Below are 22,306 nucleotides of genomic sequence, written 5' to 3'. Positions count from 1 at the left end.
TGTCAGTGCTCGGCGAGATAGACCTCGCCGAGCAGCGAGGAGTTCGACCACGGCACCTGCTTGCCCTTGGTCGCAGCGACGACCTCGGCGCGGACCCGCGTCAGCATCTGTTGCACCTCGAGGCCGGGCGTGCCGACATGGCGGGACAGCGCCGCCGAGAACGGGCTATTGGCGCCTTCGCCATCGAGCGCCACCTGGCCCGGCGCGGTCGCGAACGCGATCAGCGTGCCGGCGCCGAGCGTCGAGCCTGATCCGAGCGAGGCGGGCGCGGCAAGGCCGGATCCGGCCTCGATGCCGCGGCTTGGGCCCGCGGATGCCACCTGCGGCGCCATCGGATTGTTGCGGCAGGCATCGAGGATCAGGATGTTGGTGCGGATCTGATCGTCGAGACCGGCCATGATCACATCCATATCGACCATCGCGTCGGTCACGCGTCCGCCGGCCCTGAACGCGATATCGACCGGCACGAGATAGTTGCGGCCATCGACCTGCACGCCGTGGCCGGCATAGTAGACCACGGCGATCTGCGACCGCGCCGCATCGCGCAGAAAATCGTTGATCGTCTTCTGCATGGTGTTGCGATCGAGATCGAGACCCTCCGAGACGGTGAAGCCGATGTCGCGCAGGCTCTTGGCGATGGCGCGCGCATCGTTGGGCGGATTGGGCAGCGCCTTCACATGCGCATAGGCGCCGTTCCCGATCACCAGCGCGACGCGCCGGCCGGTCGCCGCCGCCTGCGCCCGTGTGGCTGGCGGGGCCGGTGCCGTGACGGAAGCCGCAGGCGGCGCGGCTGGGCTGCTCTCGGCGACAGGCGCAGCCGCAGCCTTACGCGGCGCTGCGTCGGCCTGCCTCAGCAGCGCGAGCCGCACCTTGGCGGTGGCCTGGTTAGCCTTGCTGCCGGCGTCGGAGGCCACGCCCTCGAGCACCGAGGCGTAGTCGTCCTTGGCGTGGGCGGCGTCGCCCTTGGCCTCATAGGCGAGGCCGCGCTGAGTATAGGCCGAGATCAGTACGCTGCCCGGCGGCGTCATGATGTTGACGGGCGCTTTCGCCTTGGCGAGCCGGATCGCCTCCGACGTGTCCGCAATCGCACGCGCGATATCGCCCTGGGCGCGCCAGACTACGGCCCGGCTGATCAGCGGCTGCGGCAGCGACGGATCGATGCTGACGGCCTCGTTGATGTCGGCAAGCGCGCCGTCGAGATCGCCGAGCGCCTGCTTCGAGGAGCCGCGGTTTTGGTAGGAGAAGGCCGATTTCGGAAGGGCCTTGATCGCGGCGTCGTAGTTGGCGATCGCCTTCGCATAGTCGCCCTTGCTGCGATAGGCGTTGCCGCGATTGTGGAAGATGATGCCGCTCGGCGGCCCCATGCGCAGCGCATCGTTGAAGTCGGCGATCGCGAGGTCGTACTCGCCCTTGTCGAAATAGGCCGAGCCGCGCAGATTGTAGACGGCGGTGCTGGGTTTGAGCCGCAGCGCCTCGGTGGCGTCCGATATGACCTGTGCGTAATTGCCCTTCTTGTTCCAGCCGACCGCGCGCCAGAAATAGATGGTCGCGAGCTTCTCGCCGGGAAATACCTTCAGCGCGATGATCTTGGTGCAGGCGTCGATCATCTGGTCGGCCGGCGTGGTCTCGGTCGTGCAGAGCGGGCCGAGCTGGGAGCGCGCCTGGGCGAAGCAGGGCGCCGACCACAGCATGGCGGCAAGCACGCAGGGGATCAGGAGCAGGCGGCGCATCGGTCATCCAGGGGATAGAGCCGTCACGGCGATCGGCGACGGCGCGGCGGTCCAGGCAGCGGTCATGACTGTTTGGTGATCGGGCAGCGAAGCGGGTTCAATGGGTGGGAACACGGACGTGGCAATCGATATCCGCGCCGCGCGGAAGCCTTCCGTTCCCAATGATGGGACGTTTGCGGCGGGTAAGCGCTGGAGCTACCTTACGCTGCGAACCGGCAAAATATTACCGCCTGGCTGCCGGCCACGGCTCCGCCTTCGTGACGTAGAGCCAATACGGCATCCCAAAGCCGGCATGTAGCTGGCCCCATTGTTTCACGTCGAGATGCCATACCTCAATGTCGCGACGTTCAACGACCTCCGCTGGCACGATATACAAGGGCTCGCCAATTACGTCCTTCTCCAGGCGCGGAGCAAACACGAAGCCAAAGGGTAAGGGGGGCATGATGGGGTGGATTAGATCCTGAAAGTGCTCGACCCCGCTTTGGGCGATGATGGCCGCGAAGTCCGAAAGATGAATGGACGGAATCTCGTTGCGAAGAGGTTGGCCGTCATCGACGACGAGGAAGCCAGACATCCGACGGCCGCCGAAGACAAAGGTCTCGTTCGGCAGTTGCGATAGGTTTGCGCCTTCCTGTTTGCCGGGCGCGAGGCGATAGGCTGCCCAAGGGACGCAAACGAAAAGCATTGCCGCCGCAGCCAACCCGACCAATCCGTTCCGGGGCAATCGAGAGTGCGCCGCAGGCTCGGTCAATGACCCGACCCGGCTACTCATTCCCAGCGCAAAGAACAGCGCTATCATCGGCTGACTGGCAGCGAGAGCTCGTGCACCGTCATCGAAGTAAATGAATGCGGACGATGCCACGATGCTCGCCCAGAGAAGGGCCCAGAATGTGAGTTCGACAGCTTTCGTTCGTCGTATGGCGCCGTACAATAGGCCGGCGATACATATCGCCGTCAGCACGTTCTGAGCGAGCCAATCAGGCTGGACGACCCATCCGTAGCCTCTCCAGAGCAGGCCAGGAAACGTCGTGGCGAATTCCACGACGCTCTCGCCCAGTCGTCGGAAGAGAACACCAGGGTTCGCGCGGAAATGCGTCCAGGCGGCGGAGTAAAGTTGCCGGACCATGGCTTCTTCGGTGCCCACAATAGGCTTACCTTCCGCGGCGAGCTCCTTGAGGCAACCGTCCCAGGTCGTCCCCATCGAAAGGCCACAGAGTACGTAGGCAAAATTGCCAGTCGTCATTGAACCGGGGCCGGCCGCATAGACCCGTGGTAGCACCGAATTCAATCCGAGAACGCCGAGTAGAATGCAGAATGCTGCCAGGCCAATCCTGAGCTTTGCTTTGGCGTCCCGTCCGAATTGCCAGACCAGCCAGACCACCAGAGCAGGAAGCGTGAACATGCTCCCCATTCGCGTCATCAATGCTATGGCTGTCATCGCAAATGCGACCAGCGCGGCGCTGACAGAGCGATCGTGGAAGGCCTTGAGGAAGAACGGGATCGACAGCAGCGCCCAGAACAATCCGAGCGGCTCGGTGAGCGTCGTCGGCACGAAGTACCGGCTGTAGATATAGGCCAGCGCAAAGAAGGCTATTCCAGCCCAGACGCCGCGCCACTTCATGATCGCATGGGTCGCGAAACAAATCGCACCTGCCAGCAGGCAAGCTTGCAGGATCAGCATTTGCTGCAATGAAAGGTTGCCAAAAATCAGCAGAACCGACCTGAAAGCCGCAGCCAAGGGCCGCCGAAGGGCGAACCAACTCCACGTCCCATTGGTCACCTGACCGAAGGCGGACGCCAAGTAACCGTTTGCGTCTGAAAACGGAAGCAGGCCGCCAAGGCTCGTGGTGTTGGGATCGTTTGGCCTGACGATTCCCGCCCACATGGAGCTAATACAATAAATGTAGGCACATGCCACGATCGGAAGCCCGCACCAGGTGAGTAGCCGTCGCGAGAATTGTTCGTATGACCTGATGAGCGACTGTTGCAATGCGTTCGAGCCCATCGACCATGTCGTGGCGGCTCCGAGCCCAGCCAGCATCAAGAGCGGGTACGCGAGATATGGCTCGTTGTTGGCCGCCCACCCGGCGATTGGCGACCAACGAATGAGCGCGGTCGTTGGCAGCGCGTAGCCCATCATCAAGGCATAGAGACTGGTAAGCGCGAACACCGCCGAGGCAGCCAATGCGGTGCCGCACAGCCCAGCCAAGATCCAGTAAGGGGCTCTTAAGGCAACGGCCATCGACTGTTTTCCAAACCGCTTCGCGAACGATCCGAGCGGACCGGAGTACGCGTAACAGCCTAGCAGGGCTGTCAAAATCGCAAGGGCGGCGGTCAACCAGCTTCTCGGTCGAACACTGTACCGGAGTGTCACTGTCGCGGTCGCATCGTTCTTCACGTCAGGGGGAAGCGCGAAGATCACGCGATCCCCCCAATGGCTGAAGCCGGTCGTCGTGCCCGATCGAATGATTTCGTGAAGGGTGTGCGGGGGACCCATCCTGCGGCCGTCGATGCGCAGCTCGAGGAAGGACTGAAGGGGTTTCTCGCCGCTGTCGCCGAGCAGTGGTTGGCGCCACCATGGAGCGGGCGGTTCCTGCGGAACGCCCAGGATGAGGGAGGCCTGCGGCGGATTCGTCTCCGGTCCGAATGGGCCGGAAAATTCGAACTCCTTCTGCCTAATGCCGAGCTGGAGCGCGAGCGCTGCCAGCGTCAAGAGGGCGAGTAGCCAGAATACCGATCTCGCAGCGATCGACTTCCAGCCGCTGACATGGCGGGTAGAACCTGGCTCCACCGCAGCTCCGGTCCTCCCCAGAAGGTGCTGCATCCTATACGCGCTCCACCACGACGATCATTCGGAACGCGAGGTGCCTTCGAACAGGCGCTGGCACCATCCTTTCGAACCGAAGCGTCGGGCTGACCAGAGCCGCTGGAATCAATGACCACCTCTGAAATCCGCCGCTCATGGGATAGGCAAACAGGCTGTGCCAGTCCACGCTGCGCACACGCAGCGAGGGAACGGTCTGTTCCACGCGCCGACGCGCCGGCTCCGTGGCAAACAGCAGCGTTGGAATGGCCTGATTTGCGTCGAACGGGTCGCGATTGGGATCGATCGGCACCGGAGCGAATGGATCGGCCTTCATATCCACCGGCTCTTCGTGAAAGTGGTCGTAGAACCGGCGCGCCAGCGTCGTCATCGCGGGCTCGATCATCACCAGCCGTCCGCCTGGTTTCAGCACGCGTGACGCTTCGTTGAGGAATTCGATCGGGCGCTCCAGATGATGCAAGACGTCGAGCATCACCACGCCGCCAAATACGCTGTTCTGGAATGGCAGTCGGTGAGCGTCGGCCACGACATCGATGCCGGGAAAGCGCAGGATGTCGACGGAGACGACGTCCGGGCGAGTTTGCTTGATATGAGCGGTGCCTCCGCCGATATCGAGAATTGCACCCTCCGGACAGTTCTCAAAGAGCTGCCGATGGTAGTCCTGGTACAGAAGGCGTATCGCCTCCTTTGTTTCCCACACTTCGCGGTGGACGATCTGGCGCTGGTTCAAGCCGGCTGGATTGTCTGTCACGGCTCACCGATCATACAGCTTTGAGCTTGCGATAGGCGAATACGACCATCTTCAGTAGCAGCCAGCCGTCGCGAAAGCGCGAAATCTGAGTCTGGCCGAACGTGCGGGCCTTGTAGTGAATGGGCGTTTCGATCAGCTTCAGATTTTGCTTCACCGCACCGAAGATCAGGTCGAAGTCACCGAACGGATCGAAATTGCCAAAATAGGATCGCTCGCGCGCCAGCACCTCGTAGTCCTTTCGCAGCAGGACCTTGGTACCGCACAAGGTGTCGGTCAATCGCGTGTTGGTCAGATAGCTGAAGATGTAGGCGAAGCATCGATTGGCAATCAGGTTGAGCGGCCGCATCGCTTCGTTTTCCATCGGATAGATGAGGCGGCTGCCATTGACGAATTCAGCTTTGCCGCTTTCGATCACAGCATGGTACTTTGGTAACGCCTCGGGCGGCATGGTCAGGTCCGCATCGAGAATCATCAGGACGTCCTGCTTGGCTGCCGCAAAGCCTTTTCGTACGGCGTCACCTTTGCCCTTGCCGTCCTGCTTCAGCACCGTGATGTCCCAAACGCCCCGATAGGCGTCGCGAACCCGCTCGCACTCCTCGAAGGTGCCGTCACTTGAGTTGCCCTCGACGAAGATGATCTCTTGCGCGCTGCCGAACCTGGGCATGCGCTTGATGGCGCTCTCGATGTTGCCACGTTCGTTGCGGCAAGGAATGAGGATGCTCGCCGAGAGCTTCCGGTCGGCAAACTGCCGTATGGGGCGCCCAACAAAATATGTCCGCAAGCAAAGATTGCGGATGCCCGGCAGCGGCGCGATGAACCGGTTGATGAAAGGCCCCAGCCCGAGCCACCGCCGCGGCAGCAATTGCCTTTGCTCGTGCCTGATGACCTCAAGGTCGGCAAGATCCATCAGATTAAGGAAGTCCGAGGTGGCGATATAATTGATCTTCGGCTGCCGGCTCTTCAGTCTGAGCATTTCTCCGATCTTGAGGATCGGTTCCCAGAGGGGGGAATAATAGGAAATCACCAGTCGCGTCGATGGTGAGCAGATCCTCTGGATCAGCCCAAGCGTTCCATCGATGTCGTCGAACATCCCGATCGTGTCCGCGATGACAATGTAGTCGAACGGACCTTCGATCGCGTCGAACGTTTGCGGATCTTCCACGTCGCCTTCATGAAATTGCAGATTGGGGAATCGTTCGCGCGCCCGCGTGATAGCCGCCTGGCTGAAGTCGACGCCCACTCCATAAGAAGGCTCAAGCGCGGCGAGCAGCTCGCCGCGGCCGCAACCCAGTTCAAGCACACGCTTCCCAGGAGGAATTAGAAAGCGCATGTACTGAAGGTCTTCGGCATAGTAGGCCGAATTGATCTTCCGCCAGCGCTCCTGTTCCTCAAGCGTGGCCTCGATGCGCTCCAGGAATTCGCGCTTACGGTTGCTGAGCGGCCGCGGCTCGCTGGACAAAGTCGCCGCTGTGTTCGCCTGGGATGAATAAGAAGCCAATGCAATCTCCGACAGTCACGCTATTGCACACGGGCAATTGCATTGATGCAGGCACCGTCCGAAACCATTCGGCCTAGTTCGGCGGCCGAGGAAGGCAGCGCGTTGCCGTGCTTTTCATCGAAAAAACGGTACCCGTTTGGAATGAAATACGAAAAGAGTTCTTCTAGGGAGGTCCCTCGTTCCTCGAGCACGTAGGGCGCCAGTTCCATGACGAAAATCGGCTTCACGTCCTTCATGAGCTTTGGGGCTCCGCGGAGAACGTCGCACTCGTAGCCATCCACATCCAGCTTGACGAGCTGCACCCGCAGATCCGGGAACTGGGCCAGAACATCGTCGAGTCTGCGGGCTTGCGCGGCTTCCGTGCGCATCTCACGCCCAAGGTGCTTTGCGTGCAAGCCGCTTTCATTGGTGAGCGGCCAGCTCGAATAGATGGCTGACGGAACGGGTTCGGCGTCCTTGCCGGTCAGGAAGCAGTGCAGAGGGATCACGCGCTTCTGCAGCTCGGGATTCAGTTCGAGATTGCGATTGAGCTTGCGAAAGGCGAAGTCGGTCGGTTCGAAGGCGAGAACGCGTCCTTCCGGACCAACGAGGTGAGCCAGATGGAGCGTGTGGGCTCCTACATTGGCCCCAATATCGAGGACCAGTGATCCGGGCTTCACAAGCCCGCGCAGCGTGGCCCTCGTTTGGCGCTCGTAGATATTGCCGAGGTAGATCGCGAAATCGATGCCTTGCGCCAGGTCCAGATCGTAGTTGATGCCGTTTCTGACGGCGATCTGACGATCGGATCTTCCCAGCAGCGACCGTCCGGCGCGAACGGCGCGGTACATCAAGCGAGCGGCACCGATCTTGTGAGTGGTTTTCATTGGCGAATTTGGTGTCCCTAAAGCCGGCACTCTTAACGAACGTCGGCGCGGTTGTAAAACGTGCGGATTGGGTCGCTCGTCGAGCTCGCTCCTCGATGCGAAGGGCTGTGGAACTTTTGTTTGAAAATCGGTGGTTGTGACAATTCGCGCCGCAAAAGAGCGGCGAGAGAGCGCATCCGATCGTGTGGACCGGGCAATAGCGGTCAAACAGGGGGCGGTCGTGCCTCGCGGTATGGTCCTCCGATAGCGCGTAGGCCTTCCCTTGGTGGGAAGATGGTGATATCAATTCACCACGTATAGCCTCTGCCCACTCTTATCCCACTCGCCGCTGCCCACTCAAGGCGCCATGAAGAACGACGAAATCCTCAGCCAGATCACGGATTTCTGCCGTCGCTCCGACATGGCGGAGACGACGTTCGGCCGCCGCGCCGTCAATGACGGCAAGCTGGTGTACCGGCTGCGGGAGGGCAAGCGCATCACGATCGATACGCTCGACCGCATCAACGCCTTCATCGCGACCTCGACGCCGGGCGGCGTGGCGCCGCCGCGCGGCCTCGTGGTGCCGCCGGAAAAGCGCGATCCGCGGGGCAATTTCCGGTTCTTCGAGAACCGCCAGCGCTATTTGCTGTTCGTCCACACCTGCAGCGAGAAGCGGGTGATTGCCGACCGGGTTGCGCTGGAATTGGCCGCCATCCATCCGCGGCCGCCGGCACTGCGGGTGTTCGATGCCGGGATGGGCGACGGCACGGTGCTGGCGCGGGTCCTGCGCGCCATGCATGGCCGCTTCCCACATATGCCGTTCTATGTCGCCGGCAAGGAACTGAGCCTCGAGGACGTCCGCCTCACCCTCGACAAGGTCCCCGACCGCCTGTTCGAACACCCGGCCAGCGTCTTCGTGTTCACCAACATGTATTACGCCGAGGCGCCGTGGCTGACGCCCAAGAACTCCGCGGCGGCCGCCAGCATGATCTGGCACGAGGTGGCCCTGCGGGGCGCGTCGTCGGGTGAGTTCGAGGCCCAGATCGCCGAACTCGGTCCGTTCCTGGAGCAGAACTGGCGCGCCAATCTCAGCCCCGGCAATGCGATGCCGATCTATGAGCGGCCGGTGGCGCTGGTCCTGTACCGGGACGATCACCGGTTCCTGCTCGATTCCATCATTCCGCGGGCCGGCCGCACCGAAGCCAATTTCGATCTTGTGATCGCCTCGCAGCCCTACCGTGCCAAATCCTCGGTGAACTTCCGCGCCAAGCGGATCATCGCGCCGCTGGCCCGCGCGCTGCGCGGCGGCGGACGGCTGATAGGAATCCACTCCCACGGCGGCGATCCCGGGCTTGAAATGATTCAAGCCGTCTGGCCCGGAGAAAATCCTTTCGCCGTCAGCCGCCATGAGATACTGCGCGCGGTGAAATACGAGCTGGGCTCCGCCGGCCGCGAGCTGAACTTCAACGCCTACGCCGATAACCGTTCGATCTTCCGATATGATATGGAAGCGCTGCCCAATGAGGTAACCGGCTCGATCGGAACCTCGACGGCCTTTGCTGCGTGGAATGCGGCGGTGTATGTCGCGCAGATCGAAGATGAGCGGTTGACCGAAACGACCGAAAACGGACGAGCTCTCGAGGCCACGCGCGAAGTTCTCCGCAAACACAACGGGCTGTGGTTCTACGACGAATCCTACGTCATCTCGCGGCGACGAGACTGACATGCCGGGGACATATTCACCAACCAACGTCGGACTTCGACTTAACAAGGGGTTTGCTTGATGCGCGCGTCTTACCTGTTCACCAGCGAGTCGGTCTCGGAAGGCCATCCGGACAAGGTCTGTGATCGTATCTCGGATGAGATCGTCGATCTGTTCTATCGCGAGGGACCGAAAGCGGGCATCGACCCGTGGCAGATCCGCGCGGCGTGCGAGACGCTCGCGACCACCAACAAGGTGGTGATCGCCGGCGAAACGCGCGGCCCGAGCTCGGTCACCAACGACCACATCGAGAGCGTGGTTCGCTCTGCAATCAAGGACATCGGCTACGAGCAGGACGGCTTCCACTGGAAGAACTGCGACATCGAGATCCTGCTGCATCCGCAGTCGGCCGACATCGCGCAGGGCGTCGACGCGCTGCAGCCGGGCGAGGTCAAGGAAGAGGGTGCCGGCGACCAGGGCATCATGTTCGGTTACGCCACCAACGAGACGCCCGACCTGATGCCGGCGCCGATCTTCTACGCCCACAAGATCCTGCGGCTGATCTCCGAAGCGCGCCACTCCGGCCGCGAGAAGGTGCTGGGTCCGGACTCCAAGAGCCAGGTCACGGTGCAGTACGAGAACGGCAAGCCGGTCGGCGTCCGCGAGATCGTGGTCTCGCACCAGCATCTGGTCGAGGACCTGTCGTCCAAGCAGATCCGCGACATCGTCGAGCCCTATGTCCGCGAGGCGCTGCCGAAGGAGTGGATCACCGACAAGACGATCTGGCACATCAATCCGACCGGCAAGTTCTTCATCGGCGGTCCCGACGGCGACTCCGGCCTGACCGGCCGCAAGATCATCGTCGACACCTATGGCGGCGCGGCTCCGCATGGCGGCGGCGCGTTCTCCGGCAAGGATCCGACCAAGGTCGACCGCTCGGCCGCCTATGCCGCGCGCTATGTCGCCAAGAACATCGTCGCGGCCGGTCTCGCCGACCGCTGCACGCTGCAACTCGCCTATGCGATCGGCGTGGCGCGTCCGCTGTCGATCTACATCGACACCCACGGCACCGGTAAGGTGTCGGAGGATCAGCTCGAGAAGGCGGTGGCCAAGGCGATGGATCTGACGCCGCGCGGCATCCGCAGCCATCTCGACCTCAACCGCCCGATCTACGCGCGCACCTCGGCCTACGGCCATTTCGGCCGCACGCCCGACAATGAGGGCGGCTTCTCCTGGGAGAAGACCGATCTCGTCGAGCAGCTGAAGCGCGCGCTCTGATACTTGCGTCATTCCGGGGCGCCCGCGGGAGCGAGCGAACCCGGAATCCCTAATCATCACCTCGAGATTCCGGGTTCGCCTCTTCGAGGCGCCCCGGAACGACCAGTTCAACAACAGGACGCTCAAATGAACGCCCCCACGAAGCCCGGCTTCACCGACTACATCGTCAAGGACATTGCGCTCGCCGATTTCGGCCGCAAGGAGATCTCGCTGGCCGAGACCGAGATGCCCGGCCTGATGGCCACCCGCGAGGAGTTCGGCCCCAAGCAACCGCTGAAGGGCGCGCGCATCGCGGGCTCGCTGCACATGACGATCCAGACCGCAGTGCTGATCGAGACGCTGGCCGCGCTCGGCGCCGATATCCGCTGGGTCTCCTGCAACATCTACTCGACCCAGGATCACGCCGCGGCCGCGATCGCCGCCGCCGGCATTCCGGTGTTCGCCGTCAAGGGCGAGACGCTGACCGAGTACTGGGACTACACCGCAAAGCTGTTCGACTGGCACGGCGGCGGCACGCCGAACATGATCCTCGATGACGGCGGCGACGCCACCATGCTGGTGCATGCCGGATACCGCGCCGAGCAGGGCGACACCGCCTTCCTCGACAAGCCGGGCTCCGAGGAAGAGGAGATCTTCTACGCGCTGGTCAAGCGCCTCCTGAAGGAGAAGCCGAAGGGCTGGTTCGCCGAGATCGCCAAGAACATCAAGGGCGTCTCGGAAGAGACCACCACGGGCGTGCATCGCCTCTACGAGATGGCCAACAAAGGCACGCTCCTGTTCCCGGCGATCAACGTCAACGACAGCGTCACCAAGTCGAAGTTCGACAACCTCTATGGCTGCCGCGAGTCGCTGGTCGACGGCATCCGCCGCGGCACCGACGTGATGCTGTCGGGCAAGGTCGCGATGGTCGCCGGCTTCGGCGACGTCGGCAAGGGCTCGGCCGCCTCGCTGCGCCAGGCCGGCTGCCGCGTCATGGTCTCCGAAGTCGATCCGATCTGCGCGCTGCAGGCGGCGATGGAAGGCTATGAGGTCGTGACCATGGAAGACGCGGCGCCGCGCGCCGACATCTTCGTCACCGCCACCGGCAACAAGGACATCATCACCATCGATCACATGCGCGCGATGAAGGATCGCGCCATCGTGTGCAACATCGGTCACTTCGACAACGAGATTCAGATCGCCGCGTTGCGCAATCTGAAGTGGACCAACATCAAGCCGCAGGTCGACGAGATCGAATTCCCCGACAAGCACCGCATCATCATGCTGTCGGAAGGCCGGCTGGTGAACCTCGGCAATGCGATGGGCCACCCGTCCTTCGTGATGTCGGCCTCCTTCACCAACCAGACGCTGGCGCAGATCGAGCTGTTCGCCAACAACAAGGACGACAAGTACGCCAAGAAGGTCTACGTGCTGCCGAAGACGCTCGACGAGAAGGTCGCCCGCCTGCACCTCGCCAAGATCGGCGTCAAGCTGACCGAGCTGCGCAAGGATCAGGCTGACTATATCGGCGTGAAGCAGGAAGGTCCGTACAAATCGGATCACTACCGCTACTGATCCGCGCCCGCAGCAATCGATCACGTGAAGAGCCCCGGCCTCGCCCGGGGCTTTTTGCTAGGCAGGCTCGTGCATCAAGCTGGGATGCCGCACGCAATTTGACTGGTCGCCCCCGTGCACCGGTCAAGGACCGGTCATACCAAAATGGGCCGTGCAATAAGGTCCTTTTCGGATTCGGGAAATCAGAGATGGCCTGCCAAGGCTCGGGTTGCTAGGGTCGGCTCTCTCGGGTTACAGAGCTACTTGCCCTGCGGCTCTTACCCCGCAATCGGCTAGTCAGTAGGGGAGGCAAATGCGCTGCCCCTCCAAAGTGAGGCATCATCATGGGTTTGGCGCTCAACGTTGCAGTCCTATTGCGCGGGTGGCTTTTGGCACACCATGCCAACGGGCCGGTCGCAACGCTTGGTGTGATGGACTGCGGCTTCTCAGAGAAAGCCTTTACTAAAGCCATAGAGAAGGTTTCGCTATGGGCATCCGCCGATCGCCCTATGAGCGCGGCTCGTTATTTTCAAATGTGCGGAGGGCTAAATGATCTGTCAAGCATCGACATCAGCAAATACGAGGGCGCCGATTTCGAGTTTGATCTAAACAATGAAAGTCTTCCACCTGAATTGATCGGCCGCTTCGGCGTGGTGCTTAACGGCGGGACGCTGGAGCACGTCTTTCACGTTCCGAACGCGCTCACCAACATCTCGCGCATGCTGCGTCCCGGCGGCCTTGCCGTCCATATCTTGCCGATGAGCAATTGCGTTGATCATGGCTTCTATCAATTCAGCCCTACGCTCATGCTTGACTATTATGCGGCGGCGAAATTCGACCTGCTCAACTCGATTTCGCTTCACTTCTCTCCGCAGTCGCCGCGCTGGCTCGTTAAACCAGCCCTGCTCGGCTCGTACGGCGAAGGCCTTATCGGCACCTTCGACCAAAGAATCGCCTTCCACATGCTCGTCGCCCGCAAGCGTCCCGATTCCCTCGATTGGGCAATCCCAACCCAAAGCCTGTACGGCCGGAAATTTACAGGTCAACGCCATCTATCCGACGCGATCGAGTGGTTCAGTCCCTTCGAGATTGAGAACGGTCGCCGGATCGAGTCCGGTAAACCGACCGAGTTTCGTATCGAGTCGTTTGCGAGCAACGGCGGCTTAATGTGGGGTGCGACACTGCCGGATTATCTTCCGCGGGGTGACGACAGTACGAGCCCCATAAGTTCTAGCCTCGCATTGTTCGAGGATGGTAAGCTCCTTGGACCACCCCACTCAGCTCATGACACGATCCAGAAAATTGGGCGAGGCGCATATTCGCATTGGGGTGGAGCGCTCTTCTTGTCGTCTAGCGACGGATCCGATCCAAATACGAATGGACGTCAATACCTCTGCAAGCTGTGAGCGAGTCGGCTATATGTTGGTTACGCGGACGAGTTTACTGGAAGAACCTGATGAAGCACCGTCTCGAGCTGGCTGCGGACGTATCGATATTGCTTCCCGATCCGTTCGCAGTCCTAATCTAAATAGCTTGAACAGAGCATGAGTGAACGGCACCACAGCTCGCTCATGAACCTGGTGATGGTCGCTGATTTCATCAATCGTGTCATTTCGTCACCGGTCGGTGTCGTGTTTCGCTGTTGGATGCAGCCGCGCAGTATCCCGGGAGGTCGTGGAGGCTGGAGTGCCGCGCGCCGATTCGGAGAGTGTTGCCGACAAGTCTTAAATCTGGTTCGATGTTAGCTTGATGCGCCGATCGGACGTACTTTCTTTCGCAAAGGCGCTGCGCGCTTTGAAGACACCAGCCACTACGTGCGCTCGGGCGTCAACCGCATCTCACCGTAACATCCGTGACGATGCGCAGCCCCCCTCGATCGGGTGAGACGGACACATCATACACTGAGTTGTGCTCCGGATAAGCACCGGAGGACTTGCCATGTAGGGCAACTCAGTGGCACTTGCGCGCGAGGAGGGAGCCGGACGAGCGTGCTTAGGTCACGGTCTTTCGGTCGCCGGCGCTGTGCCGTGCCCCAGTTGCCGTGAGATCTCGCCCGCACAATCGCGCAGCGCAGTTGCAATTGCGCTGTCCCAGCTGGCGTCGAAGGTGCCCTCCGGGCCCATCGCTGTGATGACCAGCGCGACGTGGCGGGCGTGATCGAACACCGGCGCGGCGAAGGCGTTGACGCCGGGCAAGGGATCGCCGATCGCCCGCGCCAGCCCGCGGCTGCGGACCTCGGCGAGGATATCGGCCGTCTTCGCGTCCGCCGGCGGACGCTTCGGATTGTAGCCGACGCCGAGGCGATCGAGGCCACTGTCGAGCGCGGTCCTGATCGCGTTCGGCGGCATGAAGGCGGCGAAGGCGCGGCCGGTCGCGGTCTCGAGCAGCGCCACCACCGATCCGACGCGCATCGCGATATGCACCGGATGGCTCGGCTCCTCGAGCCGCACCACGGTCGCACCGTGGGTGCCCCAGACCGACAGCGACACCGCGTGATTGATGCTGTCGGCGAGCGCTGCGATCCGCGGCGTTGCGATCCGTACCGCCGACTGCCGGCGCAGGCTGATCAGGCCGAGCTCGAGCGCCAGCGCCCCGATCTCGTAACGGCCAGTGGTCTCGTCCTGCTCGATCAGGCCGATGCGGGAAAAGCTGACGAGATAGGGATGCGCCTTGGCCGGCGGCATGCCGGCTTCGCGGGCGAGATCGCGCAGCATCATCGGTTCGCCGCTGCGGGCCAGCGCGCGGAGCAATTCTCCGCCGACCTCGATCGACTGTATGCCGCGGCTCTCTCTCGTCATGTGGCCCTGCCAGCTCCGACAATGTGCTTATACGGCGAGAAACCCTCCGTCGACCGGCATGGTCACGCCGTTCACATAAGATGCCAGCTCCGATGCGAGGAACACCACCGGGCCGACCAGCTCCTCCGGCTGCCCGACGCGGCCGAGCGGTGTGTGCGGCCCAGAAATCCGGCGAGCCGGCCCGGGTCGTTGCGGGTCGCTTCGGTCATCGCCGTTTCGATCACGCCGGGCGCGATCGCATTGACACGAATGCCGTCGGCGGCAAGCTCGCGGGCGAGCGCCTGGGTGAGGAGCTTGACGCCCCCCTTGGACGGCGCATAGCCCAGCGTATCGGCAACGCCGAGGAAGGACGCGATCGAGCCGAGATTGATGATCGTGCCGCGCGTCTCGCGCAATGCCGGCAGGAAGGCGTGGGTGACGTTGAACGTGCCGGTCAGGTTGACGTCGAGCACCCGCCGCCAATTCTCGCGTGCACGGGGCGAGTCGATGCCCTCACGGATGATGATGCCGGCATTGTTGACCAGGATCGCGATCGGCCCGACCTCGCGCGCCGCACGCTGCGCCAGCGCGGAGCACGCCTCCGTATCGGTGACATCGAGCTCGAACGGCCATGCGGCGCGGCCGTGCTGGCGAATGTCGGCCGCGGTTTGCTCGGCGCCGGCGCGATCGATGTCGGTCACAACAACGTCCGCGCCATGCGCCGCGAGGCCAAGCGCGATGGCGCGACCGTTGCCGTGCGCAGCGCCGGTCACCAGCGCGCGCTTGCCTGCGAGCAGGGTCGCCATTGCGCTCATGCCGCGCTTCCTTCCGCCGCCACGCCGGCGATGTGCTTGCCCGCGATGTAGCCGAAGGTCAGCGCGGGCCCGAGTGTGATGCCGGCGCCGGGATAGTTGCCGCCCATGATGCTCGCCATGTCGTTACCGGCGGCATAGAGGCCGGCGATCGGCTGGCCGTCGGCGTCGAGCGCGCGGGCATTGGCATCGGTCCTTATGCCGGCATAGGTGCCGAGATCGCCGATCACCATCTTGATGGCGTAGAACGGCCCGTGCTGGATCGGCGCGATGCAGGGATTGGGCCCGTGCAGCGCATCGCCCTGGTAGCGGTTATAGGCGCGCGAGCCCTTGCCGAAGGCGGGATCGCGTCCCTCCGCCGCGGTGGTGTTGAACTCCGCGACGGTCGCCTCGAGCGCCTTGGCGTCGATGCCGGCCTGCGCGGCGAGCTCCGCCAGCGTCGCGCCGCGCTTGAGATAGCCGGTCTTCAGATGATGGCCGAGTGGCATCGGGCGCGGCGGCACGCAGCCGAGGCCGTATTTGCGCAACGTCTCGTGATCGCAGATGAGATGCGCCGCGATCTCCTCGCCGGGCTTCGCCGCCCTGATCATCGCCTGCACGAAGTCGTGGTAGGAATTGCCCTCATTGGTAAAGCGCCTGCCGTCGGCCATCACCGCGATCACGCCCGGCTTGGCGCGATCGATGAAATGCGGCATCACGCCCTTCGAGCCGTCCTTGCGCGTCGTGACCGAGACCGGCACCCAGGCCGCGGCGTTCGGCAGCGAGTCGTCGACGCGGCCGCCGGCGGATTCCGCAAGGCGCAAGCCGTCGCCGGTGTTGCCGGTCGGGCCCGGCGAATAATGCTCTTTTCCAGTGGGGGCGTGCGGAAACATCTTCTGCCGTCGCGCGACGTCATGCGGGAAGCCGCCGCAGGCGAGCACCACGCCACGCTTGGCGTTGACGCGGATCGTGCGCCCTTCACGCACGACGACCGCGCCGCGCACCGCGCCGTTCTCGACGATCAATTCGCGCACCGGCGAGTTGAGCCAAAGCGGGATCTTGAGGTCGAAGGCGGATTTCGCCAGCCGTCCGGCGAGCGCGTTGCCGTTGGTCAGCGTCATGCCGCGGCCGTTGCGCATCACGTCGATGGCGTGCTTCGACAGCCGTTTGGCGACATAAGCCGCCGAGGTCAGCGATCTCGTCGCGCGCATGAAATGCACGATCTCCTTGCCGGAGCCGAGCATCATGCCGAACACGGTGAGCTCGGGCAGGGGGCTGCCGAGATTCTTGAGGGCGTCGCCGAGCTCGTGGGCGTCGAACGGCCGCGTCACCATCGAGCGGCCGCCCTGCGCGCCGCCCGGCGCTTCCGCATGATAGTCCGGGAAGGTCAGCGGCATGTCGAAGCGTACCGCGGTCTTCGTCGTGAAGAAGTCGACCGCCTTCGGCCCTTCGGTCAGGAACGCATCGACGCGAGCAGCGTCAAAACTGTTGCCGGCCTCGTGGCGCAGATAGGTTTTGGCCTGATCGGGGCTCTCCTCGATGCCCCAGGCCTTGGCCAGCGAGGTGCCGGGGATCCACAGCCAGCCGCCGGAGCGCGCGGTGGTGCCGCCGAACCGCGGCTCCTTCTCGACCACCAGAACCTTGAGGCCGTGATGGCCGGCGGTGACCGCCGCCGACAGCCCGGCGCAGCCGGAGCCGACGACCAGCGCGTCGCAATCATAAGCTTCTTCGTTGGCCACGCGATCGATCCTATTTCTTGAGCAGCGGGCACTTCGACTCGGAGACCGGACGATAGGCGTCCTCGCCCTTCACCGTCTTGACGATGTCGAGATAATCCCACGGCTCCTTGGACTCCGAAGGCTTCTTCACCTTCGCCAGATACATGTCGCGGATCACGCGGCCGTCCTCGCGCAGCTTGCCGCCATGCACGAAGGTGTCCTCGATCGGCAGCTCGCGCATCTTGGCCATCACCGCCTTCGGATCGTCGGTGCCGGCGGCCTGGATCGCCTTGAGATAATGCAGCACCGAGCCGTAGACGCCGGTCTGGATCATGGTCGGCATCACATTGGCTCGGGCGTAGAACTTCTTCGACCAGGCGCGCGTCTTCCCGTCCATGTTCCAGTACGACGCCGTCGTCATGTAGGTGCCCTGCGCGGCGTTGAGGCCGATCGCATGCACGTCGGTATCGAACATCAAGAGGCCGACCAGCTTCTGGCCGCCCTGCACGAGGCCGAACTCGCCGGACTGCTTGATCGAATTGTCGGTGTCCTGGCCGGCATTGGCGAACGCCACCACGTCGGCCTTCGAGCTCTGCGCCTGCAGCGCAAACGAGGAGAAGTCGGCGGTGTTGGTCGGATGCTTGACGCTGCCGAGCACCTTGCCGCCCATCTCGTTGATGAAGCGCGTCGCGTCCTTCTCGAGCTGCTGGCCGAAGGCATAATCCGCGGTGACGAAGAACCAGGACTTGCCGCCTTCCTTGATCACGGCCGAGGCCGTCACCTTGGAGAGCGCGTAGGTGTCGTAGGCGAAATGCACCGTGTTGGGGCTGCACAATTCGTCGGTCAGCGAGCTCGCGCCGGGACCGGACAAGAGCGCGATCTTGTTGCGCTCGCGCACCATGTTGTGCACGGCGATCGCGATGCCGGAATTCGGGATGTCGACGACGGCGTCGACCTTGCCGTTGTCGAACCAGCCGCGCACGATCTGCACGCCGACATCGGTCTTCATCTGGTGGTCGGCGGAGATGATCTCGATCGGCTTGCCGAGCACGGTGGGGCCGAATTCCTCGACCGCCATCTTGGCCGCCTCGACCGAGCCCGGGCCCGAATTGTCGCGCCCCCAGCTCGACAGGTCGGTCAGCACGCCGATGCGCACGACGTCATCGGAAACCTGGGCGTGAGCGGCCGTGGTCATCGCCGCGACAAGGGCTGCCGCCAGAAACTTTCTCATCATTCCTCCCATTGGATGTCCGCGCTCTTCGGCGGGTCATCTCAGGATTAGGAATTGTCTAATCAGTTTGTCAATGGCGAATTAGGTGCGTGAATTGTGTCACAAAGCCGGCACCCGCGCGGCGCGACGCTTCACATTTGGTGAGCGAACGCTTACATGGCTCGTCCGGGACGGCACCGCGGCAACGATTCCGGCTCATTTGCCAGACCGCGCCGCGGTGCCAAGTCACTATGAAACAGGGGAATTTTCGCGGACGGCGACGCGTTTCGCCGCCCGGACTGGGCCACCCGTGAAGGGCAAGGCTCCTGCGGGGCGGGGCATGAAGAGCGTCGGCGGGCAGCGATCATAGACGGATCATGTTGAGACAGCTCTTCGCGCCGCAGCTCGTCATTCTCTACGTGCTGGTGGCCTCTACGCTGTACGTTCACTTCCGCGGCAAGCAGCGGTTGCGCTTCGCTCGCCAACTCGGCGATCACTCGACCTACCTCGCGCCCTACAATGTGCTGATGTATGCTGGCTCCGCCGTGCCCAACACGCCGGTGATTCCGGTCGAGCAGTTTCCCGAGCTCAAGAAGCTCTCCGACAATTGGGAGACGATCCGCGACGAGGCCACGCGCCTGTTCGACGAAGGCTTCATCCGTGCCGCGGCCAAGAACAACGACTGGGGCTTCTACTCCTTCTTCAAGAGCGGCTGGAAGCGCTTCTATCTGAAATGGTACGACGACTTCCTGCCGTCGGCGCGGACGCTCTGCCCGAAGACGGTGGAGCTGCTCAACTCGATCCCGAACGTGCATGGCGCGATGTTCGCGATGCTGCCGCCGGGCGGTAAGCTCGGGGCGCACCGCGATCCCTTCGCCGGCTCGCTGCGCTATCACCTCGGCCTCGTGACGCCGAACTCGAACCAGTGCCGCATCCTCGTCGACGGCGTCGAATGCGTCTGGCGCGACGGCGAGGCCTTCATGTTCGACGAGACCTTCATCCACAGCGCCGAGAACAAGACCGACGTCAATCGCATCATCCTGTTCTGCGACGTCGAGCGCCCGATGAAGTACGGCTTCATGACGGCGATGAACCGCTGGGTCAGCCACAACATCGTCAAGGCGTCGGCGACCCAGAACGTCGACGGCGAGCATGTCGGCGCGCTGAACAAGGTGTTCGGCAAGCTCTACGAGATCCATCTCGCCAGCCGCAAGGTCAAGGAGTGGAATCGGAAGGTGTATTACACGCTCAAATATTCCGCGACCGCGCTGATCCTCGGCCTGATCGTGATGTCGGCGCTGCACTGACCGCGGCGGCGTTGCCGCGTTGGAAGCAAAAGCCCCGAAGCATGCTCCGGGGCTTTTTGTCTGGGACGAGAGCTGTGAGGCGGAACAGCGTCAGTCGCGCTCGAAAACCTTGGCGCCAGGGTAGATTCGCCTGGCATAGGCGACGACCCACTCCCTGTCCTGGGTCTCCAGGAACGGAGTTCGGATCTTGCACGACCCGACGATCAGGTGCCACAGGCCGTTCAGCTTCTGAATGTTGACGATCATCTGAGTGGTCCTCGAAACCCGCGTTCCAGTCGACACCTGCCACGCGTGACAGTCTTGCGATTGACGGCTCGGAGCAGTGATCCTGATCACGTTGGAGTAGCCGCGAGTGTAAAAATCTCTCGCCAGCGCTCAACTGTACGGGCGTAAGCACGGGCCATCACAAGGAATCAGGCGGGCTATACCAAGGTATGTTGGTGTCGATCAGGAGGTGCAGCCGCAGCGTCGGGGCCGTTCAACTTTGCGCGGCGGCGCGCCTTCGCGCTCCGATCCGTTACGTGGGCGTGATAACGTCCCATCTGGCGTTTCGCATTGAGGGGACCTTGCCATGTCGGAGTCATCAGGAGCTTTTGCGACCACTGCGCTGAGCGGCTACGAGCTGCTGGCCGATCCGCAGCTGAACAAGGGCACGGCGTTCTCCGAGGCTGAGCGCGAGGCGTTCGACCTGCATGGCCTGTTGCCGCCCAATATCCTGACGCTGGACGAGCAGGTCTCGCGCCGCCTCGAGGCGCTGCGCGGCTTTGAGACCGACATCGAGCGCTATGCCTTTCTGCGCGAGCTGCAGGACACCAACGAGACGCTGTTCTACGCGCTCCTGGTCGGCAACCTGGAAGAGCTGTTGCCGATCGTCTACACGCCGACCGTCGGCGAGGGCTGCCAAAAATTCAGTCGGCTGTTCCGCAAGCCGCGCGGGCTGTTCCTCAGCATCCCACATCAGCACCGGATCGATCGCATTTTCGCCCATCCGCGCTTCGATCACGTCGAGGCGATCGTGGTGACCGACGGCGAGCGCATCCTCGGCCTCGGTGACCAGGGCGCCGGCGGCATGGGCATCCCGATCGGCAAGCTCGCGCTCTATACCGGCTGCGGCGGCCTGCATCCGGCGACGACGCTGCCGATCATGCTCGACGTCGGCACCGACAATCCCGATTGCCTCGCCGATCCGCTCTATGTCGGCTGGCGCAACGAGCGCGTTCGCGGCCAGGCCTATGACGACTTCATCGAGGCTTTCGTCGCGGCGGTGGTGAAGCGCTGGCCGCGCGTCCTGCTGCAGTGGGAGGATTTCGCCAAGAACAACGCGACGCGCATGCTCGAGCGCTATCGCGACCGGCTCCTGACCTTCAACGACGACATTCAGGGCACCGCGGCGGTGGCGACCGGCGCCTTGCTCTCCGCGATCAACGTCACCGGCGTGCCGCTCACCGAGCAGCGCGTCGCCGTGCTGGGCGCAGGCTCGGCCGGCTGCGGCATCGCCAGCCTGATCCGCGCCGCGATGGTCGATGCCGGCCTGTCGGAGAGCGAGGCGGCGAAGCGCTTCTTCATGGTCGACCGCGACGGGCTGCTGCTCGAGGGTATGAGCGGGCTCGCCCCGTTCCAGCTTCCGTTCGTGCAGGACAGGCAGGCGATCGCGGGCTGGCAGCTCAGCCATCCCGACAAGATCGCGCTGCTCGACGTCGTGCGCAATGCCAGGCCGACCGTGCTGATCGGCGTTTCCGGCCAGGCCGGCGCATTCTCCGAACCGATCGTCCGCGCGATGGCCGAATGCAACAAGCGACCGGTGATCTTCCCGCTGTCCAATCCGACCTCGCGCGAGGAGGCGTCGCCGGTCGATATCGAGGCGTGGACCGAGGGGCGGGCGCTGATCGGCGTCGGCAGCCCGTTCCCGCCGATCATGCGCGACGGCGCGCGCTTCAAGGTCGACCAGACCAACAACTCCTACATCTTCCCGGGTGTCGGCGTCGGCGCGCTCGCGGTCGGTGCCAGCCGGGTCAGCGACGGCATGTTCATGGCCGCCGCCAAGGCGCTGGCCAGCGTCTCGCCGGCGCGCGACAACCCGAAGCACAATCTGCTGCCGCCGGTCAGCGCGTTGCGCGACGTCTCGCAGACCGTGGCGCTTGCGGTCGCGCTGCAGGCGCACAAGGAGGGATTGGCGAGGGACGTTCCGATCGACCAGGTCGAGGCGCGGATTCACGCCAAGGTCTGGACGCCGCGCTACGTGCCGTACCGCCGCAGCGATCGGGCTTAGAGCTCGGCGCGTCGGCGCGGCGCGATCCTCCGGGCCGCGCGCGGCCCCGCATCGATTTTATGACCATCATGATCGG

General features: G+C 63.3%; 15 protein-coding genes and 1 pseudogene. 6 read left to right on the top strand and 10 right to left on the bottom strand.

Annotated features, from left to right (window positions below; translation table 11 throughout):
• Positions 1-2: 2 nt before the first annotated feature.
• The 5 genes from ACVIHF_RS21750 to ACVIHF_RS21730 all read right to left on the bottom strand — a co-directional run bounded on the left by ACVIHF_RS21750 (position 3) and on the right by ACVIHF_RS21730 (position 7,666).
• Positions 3-1,730, bottom strand: a complete 1,728-nt coding sequence (locus ACVIHF_RS21750) for a caspase family protein (protein ID WP_456792493.1) — start codon at positions 1,728-1,730, stop codon at positions 3-5.
• Between the two features lie 223 nt (positions 1,731-1,953).
• Complete coding sequence (locus ACVIHF_RS21745) at positions 1,954-4,554, bottom strand: hypothetical protein (RefSeq protein ID WP_411782431.1); 2,601 nt, start codon at positions 4,552-4,554, stop codon at positions 1,954-1,956.
• A gap of 1 nt (position 4,555) precedes the next feature.
• Positions 4,556-5,305, bottom strand: coding sequence for a class I SAM-dependent methyltransferase (locus tag ACVIHF_RS21740; RefSeq protein WP_028338321.1), 750 nt, complete (start codon positions 5,303-5,305; stop codon positions 4,556-4,558).
• A 10-nt stretch (positions 5,306-5,315) separates the two neighbouring features.
• Positions 5,316-6,803, bottom strand: a complete 1,488-nt coding sequence (locus ACVIHF_RS21735) for a glycosyltransferase (protein WP_249168185.1) — start codon at positions 6,801-6,803, stop codon at positions 5,316-5,318.
• A 20-nt stretch (positions 6,804-6,823) separates the two neighbouring features.
• Complete coding sequence (locus ACVIHF_RS21730) at positions 6,824-7,666, bottom strand: FkbM family methyltransferase (RefSeq protein ID WP_456792492.1); 843 nt, start codon at positions 7,664-7,666, stop codon at positions 6,824-6,826.
• 346 nt (positions 7,667-8,012) lie between these two features.
• Here ACVIHF_RS21730 and ACVIHF_RS21725 point away from each other — a divergent pair, with 346 nt between their 5' ends.
• The 4 genes from ACVIHF_RS21725 to ACVIHF_RS21710 all read left to right on the top strand — a co-directional run bounded on the left by ACVIHF_RS21725 (position 8,013) and on the right by ACVIHF_RS21710 (position 13,564).
• Positions 8,013-9,368, top strand: coding sequence for a hypothetical protein (locus ACVIHF_RS21725; RefSeq protein WP_016843649.1), 1,356 nt, complete (start codon positions 8,013-8,015; stop codon positions 9,366-9,368).
• Between the two features lie 60 nt (positions 9,369-9,428).
• Complete coding sequence (metK, locus tag ACVIHF_RS21720; RefSeq protein WP_253607814.1) at positions 9,429-10,625, top strand: methionine adenosyltransferase; 1,197 nt, start codon at positions 9,429-9,431, stop codon at positions 10,623-10,625.
• Between the two features lie 126 nt (positions 10,626-10,751).
• On the top strand, positions 10,752-12,179 hold the full coding sequence (ahcY, locus tag ACVIHF_RS21715) for an adenosylhomocysteinase (protein ID WP_456792491.1): 1,428 nt from the start codon (positions 10,752-10,754) through the stop codon (positions 12,177-12,179).
• A gap of 323 nt (positions 12,180-12,502) precedes the next feature.
• Complete coding sequence (locus ACVIHF_RS21710; protein WP_456792490.1) at positions 12,503-13,564, top strand: hypothetical protein; 1,062 nt, start codon at positions 12,503-12,505, stop codon at positions 13,562-13,564.
• A 591-nt stretch (positions 13,565-14,155) separates the two neighbouring features.
• Here the strand turns inward: ACVIHF_RS21710 and ACVIHF_RS21705 are convergent.
• The 4 genes and pseudogenes from ACVIHF_RS21705 to ACVIHF_RS21690 all read right to left on the bottom strand — a co-directional run bounded on the left by ACVIHF_RS21705 (position 14,156) and on the right by ACVIHF_RS21690 (position 18,678).
• Positions 14,156-14,956: an IclR family transcriptional regulator gene (locus ACVIHF_RS21705; RefSeq protein WP_225644480.1), complete on the bottom strand. Its 801-nt coding sequence runs from the start codon at positions 14,954-14,956 to the stop codon at positions 14,156-14,158.
• Positions 14,957-14,983: 27 nt separating this feature from the next.
• A pseudogene (locus tag ACVIHF_RS21700) lies at positions 14,984-15,741 on the bottom strand (SDR family NAD(P)-dependent oxidoreductase).
• Positions 15,742-15,746: 5 nt separating this feature from the next.
• Positions 15,747-17,465, bottom strand: a complete 1,719-nt coding sequence (locus ACVIHF_RS21695) for an FAD-dependent oxidoreductase (protein ID WP_456792489.1) — start codon at positions 17,463-17,465, stop codon at positions 15,747-15,749.
• A 10-nt stretch (positions 17,466-17,475) separates the two neighbouring features.
• Positions 17,476-18,678, bottom strand: coding sequence for an ABC transporter substrate-binding protein (locus ACVIHF_RS21690; protein WP_456792488.1), 1,203 nt, complete (start codon positions 18,676-18,678; stop codon positions 17,476-17,478).
• 353 nt (positions 18,679-19,031) lie between these two features.
• Between ACVIHF_RS21690 and ACVIHF_RS21685 the strand changes: the two genes are divergently transcribed.
• Positions 19,032-19,961, top strand: coding sequence for an aspartyl/asparaginyl beta-hydroxylase domain-containing protein (locus tag ACVIHF_RS21685; RefSeq protein ID WP_456792486.1), 930 nt, complete (start codon positions 19,032-19,034; stop codon positions 19,959-19,961).
• A 90-nt stretch (positions 19,962-20,051) separates the two neighbouring features.
• Here the strand turns inward: ACVIHF_RS21685 and ACVIHF_RS21680 are convergent, their stop codons facing one another.
• Positions 20,052-20,207 carry a hypothetical protein gene (locus ACVIHF_RS21680; protein ID WP_016843659.1) on the bottom strand — a complete coding sequence of 52 codons (156 nt, stop codon included), beginning with the start codon at positions 20,205-20,207 and terminating at the stop codon, positions 20,052-20,054.
• A 325-nt stretch (positions 20,208-20,532) separates the two neighbouring features.
• On the opposite strand from ACVIHF_RS21680, the gene ACVIHF_RS21675 reads away from it, so the two are divergent.
• Complete coding sequence (locus ACVIHF_RS21675; RefSeq protein ID WP_456792485.1) at positions 20,533-22,230, top strand: NAD-dependent malic enzyme; 1,698 nt, start codon at positions 20,533-20,535, stop codon at positions 22,228-22,230.
• The last annotated feature ends 76 nt before the right edge of the window (positions 22,231-22,306 follow it).

This window comes from Bradyrhizobium sp. USDA 4506 (genome assembly GCF_054058795.1).
This window is presented reverse-complemented; position numbering and strand designations above follow the sequence as displayed.